Origin of the sequence: uncultured Slackia sp. (genome assembly GCF_944321625.1) — a bacterium.
In the GTDB taxonomy this organism is placed as follows: domain Bacteria; phylum Actinomycetota; class Coriobacteriia; order Coriobacteriales; family Eggerthellaceae; genus Slackia.
This window is the reverse complement of record NZ_CALUMA010000050.1, coordinates 1-12,622: the sequence shown is the minus strand read 5'-3', so window position 1 is coordinate 12,622 and position 12,622 is coordinate 1. Positions and strand designations below refer to the sequence as shown.

Genomic DNA, 12,622 nt, shown 5'->3' with positions numbered 1-12,622 from the left:
CCCTGCAGGCCCACCAGCATGATCACGTTAGGAATGCGGCTGGAAAGCGTGAGCTTGGCGTCGTTTTCACCTAAAAGACGAGTTAGCTCGTCAAGCACCACCTTGATGACATTCTGGGCAGGCGTGAGCGAGTCCATGACCTCGGCGGTAAGGCAGCGCTCCTTGGCAGACTTGATAAAACTCTTGACCACCTTGAAGTTCACGTCGGCCTCGAGCAGCGCCATGCGGATTTCGCGCATGGCGGAATCGATGTCCTGCTCGGTCAGGCGGCCCTTAGATTTCAGGCCCGAGAAAATACCCTGAAGACGGTCGGAAAGGCTGTCGAACATGCATGCTCCTATCGTTACTCGGCCCGTGCGCCGCGCGTTGGTTCGGCTACGCGCCTCACGTATCCGAAGCTGGAATCGATCCCGACCCAGCAGCGTCACATCACGGCCGCTTATTACACAGCGAAAGATTATATAGGAGCCGCCGCCGCAATAGGCATAATCACCCATCATCAATTCGGAAACATCATGGAGCAAGTTGTTAGAGCCCAGCCAGATATGCTGCATGCCGACCATCATGGACAGCCGAGCCGCAATTCGTGGACGTTTTTTCGATTTTCCCGGAACTTCAACAAGTCAATGAAAAGTTAGCTAGGGTATTTACCAGGTTTTTTGTTCTTGCATGCACGAAGCAAGCCCGAAATTCCCTCCGAACAAGCCGAACGAACCCCATCTCGCTAAATCTTGGAGTCAAATTCCCGGTAAAGTCGAAAAAACGTCCACGAATCCGCTTCCTTCTGTCCAGCGGCATAAGAAATTGGCCACCTGCAAACATTGCACTTGCCCCCTCGCCACAAAAGAATACTTTGCAGTACGCACAGCCTTTCCGCGCCCAGTGTATCGTGCAATAGACAAGATGGCAGTAATATCGCTTGACGTTACTATCGCGAGGCGTTACTATGATTTACAGCTTTAAAGACAAAGACGCTGCTTGCTGAGTGAAGGCAAACCTGTGCGATTGTTGCCCGTCGATCGTGTCGCGCGCAGAAAGATTCGCCAACTAGAAATCGCCAGTGAACTATCTGATCTGCGCATACTTCATGGCAATAGGTTCAAGGCATTGAAGGGTGACCGCTTTGGGCAGCATAGCATTAGGGTCAACGATCAATACAGAATTTGCTTTGTCTGGAAGGGCGGAGGCGCTTACGATGTCGAAATCGTCGATTACCACTGAGGGCAATCAGGGCATTGATTCGCTTCTCCCGCCCATAACTCCCGGAGAGATCTTGAAAGAAGAGTTTCTCGAACCCATGGGCATATCCCAGTACCGCCTCGCAAAAGAAACGGGCATTCCTGCGCAGCGAATCGGACAAATCGTACTTGGACGACGCTCTATCACGGCTGACACCGATCTACGCCTTTGCAGGTTCTTTGGATTGAGCGACGGATACTGGCTTCGCGCCCAGGCGGCTTATGACACCGAGGTCGCCCGGCGCAAGCTCGAGCCCGAGCTCAAAAAGATTCGCCCGTGGCAAAGCATTGCCGCAAACTTTTAATCGGGTACCCAAATAAAATGGCCGAGCTTCACTTGAGACCCAGCCATTTATTGCAAGCGACATTCTTAAGCCGCAAGATCGCGAAGCGCGTCTGCGAATTCTGGCGCAGCTTTGGACGTAAACCTATTAGACGTCCCCCATTTCGCGGTCCCAGTCGATATCGGTCGGTCGTCCCGCTTCGTCAAGCTCAGGGTTCCACAGGCACGCCGCCATATCCACATGATCGGCATCAACGAACCGGACGCCTTCCTTTTCGAGAAGCTCACGCTGCACGCCATCGCCGCCGAACGCATACACTTCAGCAAGGCGACCGTCTTTGAAGACCACGCGATGGCAAGGCGTTTTCACGGGCTCGGTGTTTCCGCGAAGCGCCCACCCGACATACCGCGCCGAACGAGGACTGCCGATGAGGCGTGCGATCTGCCCATACGTGGACACCTTCCCCTCTGGGATGCGCCGTACCTGCTCAAAAACCTTATCGGAAAAATCGCCCATAAGACCCCTTGATATGAAAAAGCCCCTCCGAAGAGGGGCTGACAATTCTGGAGCGGACAACGGGGCTCGAACCCGCGACCCTCACCTTGGCAAGGTGATGCTCTACCAACTGAGCCATGTCCGCATAATTGGAGGCGAGAACCGGATTCGAACCGGTGGTGAGGGCTTTGCAGGCCCCTGCCTTACCACTTGGCCATCTCGCCGATTCAACGCTTCGCGTTGCGCGGGGAGATATAATACTAAAGTCGCTCGCAGGGTGCAAGGGGTAATCTCAAGAAATTTGAAGACTTGTTCACAACCTCAACGCCGCACACTAGAACAAGCCCTCGCCTGCTTCGAACCCCTCGTCGACAATGCGCCCTTCCCCATCGGCGGCCGACGTTGCGAGCTCGTCGCAGCGTTCGTTCTCGGGATGGCCCGCATGCCCTTTCACCCAATGGAATGTCACGTCGTGGGGCTGCTTGGCCTTCAAGAGGCGCTTCCAGAGGTCAGGATTTTTCACCGGCTCCTTCTTGGCGTTCTTCCAGCAGCGCTTGAGCCAGCCATCGACCCAATGCTGATTGAACGCGTCCACCACGTACTTCGAATCGGAGTACAGATCGATGGCGCACGGCCTTCGCAAGGCCTCCAGAGCCACGATCACGCCCAGAAGCTCCATGCGATTGTTGGTGGTGCGTTCGTACCCCTGCGAAAGCTCCTTGACATGAAGCTTTCCGGCGGGATCGGTGTAGTGGAGCACTGAACCGTAGCCGCCCGGACCCGGATTGCCGCGTGACGCCCCATCAGTATATATGTTCACGTGCATCAAGAGACTCCTCATGATCAAATAACGAAGCCAGCAAAAGGGAATAGAACAACGGACCGCCGATGAAAAAGCAGATATCGTGCAGTGCCGCTAAGCGGGCGAATAGAGATGGTATCACAGCGCGTACGGTGCCTCTGGTTGAGTCCACCGTTTCATAAGAAGAAACCAATGCATATGGATGCAGCAAAGCGACCCCGACATTAGCAGGGTCGCTCATTGCAGAAGGAGGGATTGCGGGGATGCGGTCCAAACCACGCCGCGCATGCAGGTCCAACCCAACACCCGGCAGGCATGGGCGAATGAGCTGTCTGCGCACGTCGTGCATGCAACTCGAGACCTATTCGGCGCACAAAGCCTTAAACATGGACTGTCTACACCACGGGCGCATCGGGCACCGGACCTTGCAGGCGCGAGGTCGCCGAAGGGCTCGCCAGCGCCTGCTCGAGGCGGATGCGCACGTCGGCCTTCACCGCCCCGAACGACGCCTTGGCCTCGCGCACGGCGGCCTCGTAGGCGGCGGCGTCGGCGGCGCGCAGGCTTTGCACGTTCTCCACGCCTTTGCGCAACTCGACCAGATCGCCCTGCATGCCGTCGGAAAGCTCCTGGAACGCGAGCACGCGCTCGTCGGCCTCACGCTGGCCATCATCCCACGACGCGCAGAAGAAGCTGCACGTCGCCGTGACCACGAGCATCACGCTCATCAGCACGGTGATGGCGATCTGGTTGCCCATATCCGATGAGCTCACCTGCGACCCGATGGCCGAAAGGTCGGCCGACGCCACCTCCGTGGCCGCCGAGCCGGCAAACAGCGAGATATCGCCCGCAAGGCGGAAATACGTCACCGCGGCCACCAGCGCCACGAACAACACCGCCATGCCTGCAGCAGCGACAATAGCGCCCTTGGGATTGCCTTCGGCGCGCATGCGCTTGGAATAGCGCCCCAGCAGGTGAGGCAGGAGCACGCATCCCATCAGCACGCTGATTGTGATGGGGATAGGAAGGAAATCGTCGTCGAGCCCCTTCACGGCACAGCTGTACAGGAGCGCCGCATCGCCGCACACCAGAAGAATGAGAGCGGCCTGCGATGCGCGAAGCCAGACGGGGCGGTTTGTGCCTGCCGCCTTCCTGCGGCCCGAGTCGATTCTCGACAGCGTGTTCTTTGCGGTCCTAGGCATTGCTTGCCTCCCTCATGTCCTGGATAGGCTCGTCCTCTATACGCGGAGCGATGCGAACGACCGTAGGCGACGCCGCCGAAGCGGAATCCGCCGCTGCAGGGCGTGCACGCTCAGCTGCGCCCGTTCGCCCGCGCATCTTTAGCGCCTGATCGCGCGCACCGCTCAAGCGCTCGGCAACATCGTCCTGGCGCACCTCGATTTCGCGCAGGCGAGCCTGGAGCGACGCCTCTATGCGGTCGAGCATCACCGCGTTCTCGGCATGCTGGCGCCCGAATCGCGCGCATACGCGTTCGAGTTCCATGTCGATGCGCGCGTCAAGCGCCTCGCCGTTGCCAGCATCAAGCGCGCCCGCCTGGATAAGCCCCTCCACCTTCTGCATCATCTTGGCCTCGAAGCTCTCCACGTCAGGCATCTCGTACTCGCCGGCTATCGCGTCAAGCGGCATGACATCGCTCACGCCCGCAAGCCCGATGGCGCTGCATCCGCGCGCATGGCTCGCGCCCTTGGATCCGGACAGACCTTTCCGCCGTGCTAACCGTGCAAACATGGCTTATGCCACCTTCCCTTCCGATGAATCACTCGATGAATCCTGGCGCTCCGAAGCCGGGTTCGCACGCTCCCATGCCGGCGCGGAGACGGGAACCGACCCCTCATACAGGGCGATGCCGCGCGAAGGACAAACCACCTCGGTGTTGTCGAGCGCCCTTCCCGAACGGCCCGCAACGTACAGTCGCTGCCCGTCGAGCCTCACGCGCGGCAGGGTCCAGGGCGGGTCGATGGGGTTCTTCATCGCGCGCAAGGCGGCGCGAACGTAATGGGAAAGGATCTCGTCGCACTCGTTGACCAGACAGTTACAGTGGAGGGTTGTGACGCTCTCGGCTTCCTTGACGCGGTTGCGAAGCCCACAAAGTTGCCGCCCGAGTGTCTCCACGCGGCTTTCGACTTCCTAGATCTGCCTCGGAACGGGATTCAGCTCGCGCTTGCGATCCGCCCTGCGTCTGGACGCCACGAGCTCGTTGTCCAGGTTCTCCTCGCCCGTCTTGCGCGCCTTGGGGTCGAAGGCTCCGCGTATGCGCTCCCTCTCCTGCTGCAACGCCTCCAGACGGGGGCGCAGCACGCCAAGCTCCTGGTCACACAGCGCAATGGACGCTTCGATTTCGTTGACCTTGGGGATGCAGTACGACCAGTTCGCAGAAAGGTCCTGCTCGTAATGGGCGAGCGTCGCGCGGATGTACTCGGAATCGAGCATACCGTCGGCAAGCTTCACCGGACGCCCCTGGAACCCATCGCGATAGCCCTTGAGCGTCGCCTTCATGATGACAATCGGACGCGTCCTCGAACGATAGAACGTCGTCGAATCGTTATTGGTGTCGGCCATGCGAGGCCTCCCTTCTATGGAATGCTTGGTATTCGCGCCTTCATGGCGGCGCACCCGATACGTTTTCAGGGCTCGGCGCCGCCATCCTTCGGCACATCGGAGAAAGGGCTATGCAGCGGAGATGGTGATGATCACCTTGCGGTTCTGAGCAGCTTGAGAGGGAATGAGCTTGCCCGCATCGTCACGGTCGGATACGTGAGACGGGTGGTCGTCGCCGCACCCGCGCGCTTCGATAGCGTCAGGATCGGCACCTGCCTCGACGAGAAGGTTCGCCACGGCGGCGGCTCGCGCCTGAGAGAGTTCCTGGATGAACTGCTCCCCCTCATCGCCCTGAGTCGGATCGGCCGACGCCGTCGTGCCTTCCACCAGGCACGTGGCGTTCCCGTTTTCGGCCATCAGCTCGGCGCAGTCCGCCACGGCATCGCGCGCCTGGCCGGCATCGACGAATTCCGCCGAATCGCCTTGGAACTTGACATCGGATTCCGTGAGCTCGACCTGCACGGTTTCGCCGGCGGTCAGAGAATCGGGCATGGCGGCACGTTCGGGCAGGTCGACCACGCTCACCTCGGGCAAGCCTTCCGCCGCATCGGACGCAGGCGTGGTGTCGTGAAACGCCACCTGCGCGCCCGCGGTTTCAAGAATCGCCTGCCAGATCGAACGGAGGTTATCGCGCTGCGCAGGGCTTAAATCCTCCTGGGGTGCTGCAACATCGCCCAAGTAGTACCAATCCACCTGGATTCCGGTCAGGTCAGGCAGCTCGCTGTGGTCGGCAAGCCATACGGCGACCTCAGAGGCATCGGCATCGATGAGCGCCCCCTGCGTGAAGTCGAGGGCACCGGACGTCTGCAGGCCGCTGTCCATGACCACGATGCTATGCGTGCCGGGCGCTTCCGACAGAGCGCGGGCGGCCAGCTCAATCGACGCGAGGGTATCCACCTCGGCGGTCTGGGCGCGCACATCGGAAAGGTAGCCGGGCAAGGCGGCCTTCCACTGCTCGTTCTCTTGCGCACGCTTGGATTCGGTGTTGGCGGTTGATCCCACGATGGCGCCCGACACCGCGCTGCGCGGCTCGCCTTCGGCGGAAATGACCTCGATGTAGCCGTTGGTGTCCACCGCTTTGGCGATATAGTCGCTCGCGCAATCGGACTTCGGAAGCGGGGCGTTCGCATGCGCGCCCACCACGAAAGCGGCCGATTCAGGCTGGACGGCACCGCTCGCCTCTTCATTCGAGCATCCCGCAAGCGTGGTGATGGCGCACCAGGCCACCAGCACGAGCGCCGCGGCAAGCAGCACCCGGTTCGCCAAAACCAATAATCGTTCTCGCACCTTCTTCATCGTGCGCCCCTTTCTCACGCCGGTAGATTTCGACGTGGTAAGAGTCTCACGAAGGGCGAATGGGCGCATTTTTGGCAAGGTTTTGCGCAAAACCGAAGTAGAAGAAGGAGTTCGCGGGCGCGCGAAGCCTACTGGGCATTCCCAATCTGGCGCAGGCGCTCTACGGCGAGCGGAAAGCCTTGTGCAGCGGCACGCTCGTACCATTTACGCGCGACGTCCATGCCGCCGCTGCCTTCCGGCACTCCATACCCGTGCTCCAGGCACTGGCCAACGTTGTACATGGCTACGATATGCCCCTCTTCGGCAGCCTTGGTCCAGCGCCAGAACACCTCGGCGGGCGTGCCCTGCGCCCCGCCCAGTCCATCGCGGATACAGATTCCTAAATTATATTGGCTAGTCACGTCGCCTGCGTCGGCTAACTTGCGCAAAAGGGGTACCGCTTCGTCATAGCGCCCGCGATTCCACGCGTCCATGCAAGCGACAAAGTCCTCGGCGAATCCATCATAGCGGACGGCATCGGAAAGCGTCGAATTCTGGATATCCAGGCCCGTTTCAACAAACTGATTCGTGCGCGAGGCGTGAGCGAGACTCCCGGACGCCACCAGCGCCGGATACGCCGATGCCGCATGCAGCTCAAGGAGCGACCGCATGCGCAAGCGCGGAAGGTCGTCGACAAAATCGCCCGGAAGCGGCCGATCATCGCGATTGGGCGCAAGACCCAAGCGAATGGATTCGATCACTTCCGCATCCACTTTTTCGAACGCCAGCCGAATGGCGCTTTCCACCGTACGAGAATCGACCCGCACGCCATAGGTCTTCGAAAGCGACGCCGTCAAGCGGCGGTGGAGCCTCGCCCGAAGCCCGTCGTCATGGGCGATGGGAAAACCGCCGCGCCAGCTGTAGTCGTACACCGAGCCGGAGAGCACGCTGTACAGCGTGGCCGCGAGGCCGAACGTGTCGACGCGCGGATCGTCGGCAGGATGCGACGCATACAGGTCGAACACCTCGGGCGGCGCGAACCCGCGCGTGCCCACGATGTCGAAGCCACCCGCACTCGCATCGACGCGACCGGAAATACCCAGGTCGATGAGGCGGCACCGGGAACCTGCCGGCGTCTTCTGCACGATGAGATTCTCGGGCTTGATGTCGCGATGCACGAGCGGCGGTCGCGCGGTCGAGGCCACTTTGATGAAATCGAACACGGGGTTCATCACGTCGAGCACCGACTCCAAAGGAGGCGGAGTGCCCACCTCACGCTGCCAGTCCTGCGCCCATACCGCCATATCGACACCGTCGATGAACTCCATCACGATGGCGCGACGGCCTTCGCCGATCGCTGGCTCGTTTTCGTGCAACACGGTCGCCGTGCCGAAAAGATACGGCTCGGGCAGCACCGACATATGGCGAAACTCGCGCAGATGACCCCACTCGTTGGCGGCGAACTCATCGGAGTCGGCCACCTTGAGCACGACGCACAGACCGATAAGCTCGCGAGGCACCTCGCCCTTGGCGGCATCGATGCACGCCTCGTAGGTGCCCGACATACCGCCGCGCGTGATGCGGCGCACCACATGGATAACGACTTCGTCCACCAGCAGCAGCTCGGCAGAGGCGGCGTCGCGCACGCGCAGCAGAATGTCCTCCCCCGCTTCGTACGCAGCATGCGGCGGCCCGCCCGCTGGAAGCGTGGTGACGGGCTGGTCTTCGGGATATGCCCAGGTCGCATTGACTGTCTGCCGTGCTATTTGGCCCATGAACGCCTATTCACCCTTATCGTCCCAGCGAACGAACTTTCCCTTTACGCCGCTGCGCTTCCATTCGAGCGCCTCCCGCTGCGCAGCGACCTGCTGCTCGCGAGAGCCCTCGAGCCACATATCCGTAAGGCTTTGCGCATTCTCCTCAGCGCGCATCGCCTCGTAGCGCGGCCGCGCGTCTTCGAACCCGTGTTCAAGCGCCAGGCCGTACCAGTATTTTGCGTCCGTCACACGCTTGAGGTAGTCGTCAGCGCCCTTGCCGTAGCGACAATGCTCGTAGTATACGCCGACGTTGTACATGGCCAACGTCAAACCGCCGTCCGCTGCACACATCCAATGGGCCACGACATCGTCCATGGTCCCGAGATAATTCCAATCTTTCAGGCAGAAGCCATACAGAAGATGGCAGAGGGGGTATTTCGGCGGGCTGGGAAACTTCGCCAAGTCCTTCAGGGCGCCGGTCGCAAGGTCCTTGAGGCCCTGCAATTCCTTCTCGATTTTCGCGGATTGCTCTCCAATCTGTCTCTTGGCGGAATCAGGGTTTTCGGCGAAAACACTCGAGCGCACATAATCGTCCCTCAGATAAGCCAGTTCTTCTTCGCGCTGACGGGCGCGGCACCACTGGTCAACCGCCTTGCCCATGCGTATCTTGGCCATGCCCTTAACGGGGACGTTGCATAACTCGTCGAGCGCCATGACCTCATCCGGGTCGGACGCCGGCATGACGTAGCGAGGGAGCTTTGCTTTCTCGCTGTCCATCTTCTCCTCCAGCAGCTTATGATAGCCCGAAGAGGAGAAGACCGCTCCCCTTTTGCTCTCGACGCAGCACCGCCGTAGCTCGTCGATGAATTCGCCCGGAAGAGGCCGCTTCGAAGCGTTGTCGGAAAGCCCCCTGCCGAGCGCATCCATGATATCGGCGTCGATTGCATCGATAGCAGCTTGGATAGCGTCAGTCGCCACACGAATATCAGGGATAACCGCGCTGTGTGCGCACAGGTAGCTGCGCAGATTGTCGTAGAGACTAAACCGGTGCTGCTGATCCCACCAATGGACCAAGGCGAAGCCGCCGTCCCAATGGTACGCGTACGTTTTTCCCGACAGAACGCTGTAGAGCGTCGCCGCCAAACCGAACGTGTCGATGCGCGGGTCGCTAAATACCTCGGAAACGCCTCCTGCGCCCGACGTGCGATGCTCCATGACTTCAGGAGGCGCAAAGCCCCACGTGCCCGGAGATGAAAGGGTTCCCGGCAAAATGCCATCGTTTGAGACATCCGTACGATACGAGATACCCAGGTCAATGAGCCTGCACGCAGGCTTCTTGCCCGGCAGCTGCTGCACGATGATGTTCGTGGGCTTGATGTCGCGATGCACAAGCGGCGGCCGCGCTGTGGAAGCCACCTTGATGAAATCGAGCACCGGAGAAAGAGCGTCAATCACGTATTCCACCGCCGGTGGGCAGCCGAACTTGTCCGTCCAGCGCTGCGCCCATGAAGCCAGCGTTTCGCCCTGGAGCAGCTCCATGGCTATGGCATACCGCTCAACCCCATGTTCGTCATGCCCCGTGAGCAGGAAATACGGTTCAGGCAACGCGGAAAGGGAGCGAAACTCCTTGAGGTGGCGCCATTCGTTTTCCGCCGCCCGCTGGGAGGAAGCTATCTTCAGGAGAACCGTCTTTCCTTCGAGGCGCTGCAGCTTAGAAGCGTCGTCAGCATGCACGACGGCAGCATACGTGCCCGACATGCCACCCTGCCCGGTTCGATCCGCGATACCAAACGTCAGTGCCGATGCGCCCGAAAGATCAGGCGATGCGCAATCCGCCACCGCGAACGTACAGCGGGAGCCTTCGACAGGCTCCGTGAAGCCGTCGGCAGAGGCCGTCGACGACTGAGCGTCGAAGGACGACAGCGTTTCCGGACCCCACAATGCCGTGGGACGTGCGCCATTCGCATCTTCATTCACGAGACATCATCACCCTTCATCGATGCAATCCTGACGCCGATGACGCAGAGCGATCACGCAATCGCCGCGCTGCGCCGCCGCCTTGTGCCGCGCTACCGCTTCTTGGTGTCGGCGACCCATTTCTGAAGCCTGCATGAGTAGTCGAACAGGGCATCCAGGTCGGCGTTGGAGCGGATGGCATCCTTATTCAGAATGCTGGCCGCCTTCTTCGCCATCTTGAGGATGAGGTCGCGATACTCCTGCAGCCTCATCTGCTCATCCGCGTCCTGGAACGCGTCGTCATCCATGTCGACGGCTTCGGCCAGAAACGCGCGCGCCGCGTCGAAATAGCCGTTCCACCGCTTGATGAGCCGCTCGTCCCCGCCGTATTCCTTCCATTGCTGGGTGAGAAGATTCGCGTCTTTCGGGACATAGAGCGGGTGGCGATCCCCCTTGAAGGCGTTCAGCCAGATGTCACGCGCATCGACACTCAAGAATTCCCTGACCTGGGCATCGCGCCCCCATCTGCCGCCGTCGAGCAGGTCATAGCTGTACGAGAACACCACCATGATGCTGGGCAACTCCATGGAATCGACCATGCCCGATATGCGCCTGACCACGATGCGGGAGCCGGGTTTTAGAACAACCGACTCGCCCTTGCGGCATGCCAAAAAATCCGCGGTCGAAGCAGCGGGGCCGCCGAAATACCAGCCGCGCGATGCGTTCTCCGGCCGCGTAGCCACCCACACGCCGTGCTGTACGTCGTATGCGAGCGAGAGCATGTGACGGCTCACCGAGTCATCGCCCGGCAAGAACAGGAAGCGCCACGCCTCTGAGCTTTCGCCCTCCGGGATGGAAGGCGCACGACCCGCAGCGTATTTGAAGGAGGGATCAAGATCGACGGTGCGCACCATGGAAAGGGGCGCAAGCGTATTGGAATCCACCAGGTATACGGTCGCGACGTATTTGGACGACTTGACGCAGTTCAGCTGGAACTTCGGATCGTACATGAGCGTTTCAAAAGAATCGACCGTATTCGGGTTGCGGCGCCGCTGAATCAGGCCGTAATCGTACACGGCTCCCGCGCCGTGGACCGCCGCCAGAAGGAAGCCCGTCATCACGTTCTCGTAGAACTCAGGCACATACGCGTCGCTCACGCTGGGGGCGGTCGAAAGCTCCTGGTCAAGCAGGTGCCTAAGCGGCATTGCCTCCTGGCTCACGCTTGCCGCCCGATTCACGGCGCTCGATTCCGCGATGGAATCCATCATCGCGCTGCAGAACGAGCGCAGCGCATCGAAAGCCTTTCTCGCACCCTCGGGGCCCTGCGTCGCCTGGCGTTCGAACAGGATGCGCGCGGCGTGGCGACCTGCAACGGCCCAGCCGGGATGCAGCTTGGCGTCGGCGGTGCGCAACGGCCGAAAGCATCCGGCATCGCCGCCGCGGTTGTCGCCCCAGCAATCCACCGCCCCTAGCTTATGAGGAATGTCGGACACGCGCACAAGACGCGGGTTGGGCAGGTCATTGAACGAGGCGCCGAATTGGCGCGTCTCGAAAAGGTCGTGTTCGTGGGTCCTGGACATGGGCTTGTTCATGCGCATATTGATGACGGCGGCACGGGTCGCGGTATCGGAATCCAGGTCTTCCCTCTCGAAGAAGCCGTCCACCAGAAGCAGGTACACCCACTCATCGCGCGAAAGCTTCTCGGCCGCGCTCTTGCGGGCGGCCTCCTCGGCGCGTTCGCGGTTGCGCGGGCTGACGGCCTCGAGAGCCGCCAGGTACTCATTCCACCACCGCTCGGCATGCGTTTCCCACAGCGACATGCCGAAGTTGAATCCATCTTTGTTCCTCGACTTGGATCCAAGCTCCGATTTGAGCGTATGCAACGGCGTCTTCATGCGCATCCTTCTCTCACAAACGGCCCGGCGGCAAAGCGCCCGACGTTCCGCACGCCAGAATTCTTTACGCGTTTTATTGTCGCACAGGAATCAAGCCCTGCATGCAAAAATGGCCGCTCTCGCGCCCTGGACGGCAAGAACGGCCATAAACACCAAAACGGTTTTACGCTGCGCTACTTCTCGGGCACCTCGTAGGACTGCTCCCGTGCAGGCGCCTCCTGAGCAGGCTGCGGCGCCGCGCCGGGTTGCTGGGGCTGGGCCGGCTGCTGCGGCTGGGCGGGCTGCTGCGGAGCGGGAGCGGCCT

General features: G+C 60.8%; 13 protein-coding genes and 2 tRNA genes. 2 read left to right on the top strand and 13 right to left on the bottom strand.

Annotated features, from left to right (window positions below; genetic code table 11):
* Positions 1 to 329, bottom strand: a 329-nt coding sequence (locus Q0J60_RS04880; RefSeq protein WP_294439116.1) for a signal recognition particle receptor subunit alpha, incomplete at its 3' end; no start/stop codon positions are given.
* A gap of 670 nt (positions 330 to 999) precedes the next feature.
* Between Q0J60_RS04880 and Q0J60_RS10520 the strand changes: the two genes are divergently transcribed.
* Both Q0J60_RS10520 and Q0J60_RS04875 read left to right on the top strand, forming a co-directional pair.
* Positions 1,000 to 1,221 (top strand): type II toxin-antitoxin system RelE/ParE family toxin, encoded by a 222-nt coding sequence (locus Q0J60_RS10520; protein WP_367178789.1) that lies wholly within the window; start codon positions 1,000 to 1,002, stop codon positions 1,219 to 1,221.
* Positions 1,196 to 1,543 (top strand): HigA family addiction module antitoxin, encoded by a 348-nt coding sequence (locus tag Q0J60_RS04875; RefSeq protein WP_294439115.1) that lies wholly within the window; start codon positions 1,196 to 1,198, stop codon positions 1,541 to 1,543. The genes Q0J60_RS10520 and Q0J60_RS04875 overlap by 26 nt, the downstream gene beginning before the upstream one ends.
* A gap of 126 nt (positions 1,544 to 1,669) precedes the next feature.
* On the opposite strand, the gene Q0J60_RS04870 is transcribed toward Q0J60_RS04875, so the two are convergent.
* The 12 genes from Q0J60_RS04870 to Q0J60_RS04815 form a co-directional block, all read right to left on the bottom strand.
* On the bottom strand, positions 1,670 to 2,038 hold the full coding sequence (locus tag Q0J60_RS04870; RefSeq protein WP_294439114.1) for an MGMT family protein: 369 nt from the start codon (positions 2,036 to 2,038) through the stop codon (positions 1,670 to 1,672).
* A 48-nt stretch (positions 2,039 to 2,086) separates the two neighbouring features.
* A tRNA-Gly gene (locus Q0J60_RS04865) sits at positions 2,087 to 2,162 on the bottom strand.
* Between the two features lie 5 nt (positions 2,163 to 2,167).
* Positions 2,168 to 2,241, bottom strand: a tRNA-Cys gene (locus tag Q0J60_RS04860).
* Between the two features lie 110 nt (positions 2,242 to 2,351).
* Positions 2,352 to 2,843, bottom strand: a complete 492-nt coding sequence (gene rnhA, locus Q0J60_RS04855) for a ribonuclease HI (RefSeq protein WP_294439113.1) — start codon at positions 2,841 to 2,843, stop codon at positions 2,352 to 2,354.
* A 371-nt stretch (positions 2,844 to 3,214) separates the two neighbouring features.
* Complete coding sequence (locus Q0J60_RS04850; protein ID WP_294439112.1) at positions 3,215 to 4,018, bottom strand: hypothetical protein; 804 nt, start codon at positions 4,016 to 4,018, stop codon at positions 3,215 to 3,217.
* Positions 4,011 to 4,565 carry a hypothetical protein gene (locus Q0J60_RS04845; RefSeq protein WP_294439111.1) on the bottom strand — a complete coding sequence of 185 codons (555 nt, stop codon included), beginning with the start codon at positions 4,563 to 4,565 and terminating at the stop codon, positions 4,011 to 4,013. The genes Q0J60_RS04850 and Q0J60_RS04845 overlap by 8 nt, the downstream gene beginning before the upstream one ends.
* Positions 4,566 to 4,568: 3 nt before the next feature.
* Positions 4,569 to 4,949: a hypothetical protein gene (locus Q0J60_RS04840; RefSeq protein ID WP_294439110.1), complete on the bottom strand. Its 381-nt coding sequence runs from the start codon at positions 4,947 to 4,949 to the stop codon at positions 4,569 to 4,571.
* 15 nt (positions 4,950 to 4,964) lie between these two features.
* Entirely contained in the window at positions 4,965 to 5,396 is a 432-nt protein-coding gene (locus Q0J60_RS04835) for a hypothetical protein (protein WP_294439109.1), read from the bottom strand.
* Positions 5,397 to 5,504: 108 nt separating this feature from the next.
* A complete protein-coding gene (locus tag Q0J60_RS04830) occupies positions 5,505 to 6,731 on the bottom strand; it encodes an OmpA family protein (RefSeq protein ID WP_294439108.1) in 1,227 nt (408 codons plus the stop codon).
* Positions 6,732 to 6,859: 128 nt separating this feature from the next.
* Positions 6,860 to 8,485 carry a Sel1-like repeat-containing protein kinase family protein gene (locus Q0J60_RS04825; protein ID WP_294439107.1) on the bottom strand — a complete coding sequence of 542 codons (1,626 nt, stop codon included), beginning with the start codon at positions 8,483 to 8,485 and terminating at the stop codon, positions 6,860 to 6,862.
* Positions 8,486 to 8,491: 6 nt separating this feature from the next.
* Entirely contained in the window at positions 8,492 to 10,444 is a 1,953-nt protein-coding gene (locus Q0J60_RS04820) for a hypothetical protein (RefSeq protein ID WP_294439106.1), read from the bottom strand.
* Between the two features lie 92 nt (positions 10,445 to 10,536).
* A complete protein-coding gene (locus tag Q0J60_RS04815; RefSeq protein ID WP_294439105.1) occupies positions 10,537 to 12,318 on the bottom strand; it encodes a hypothetical protein in 1,782 nt (593 codons plus the stop codon).
* Positions 12,319 to 12,622: the final 304 nt, after the last annotated feature.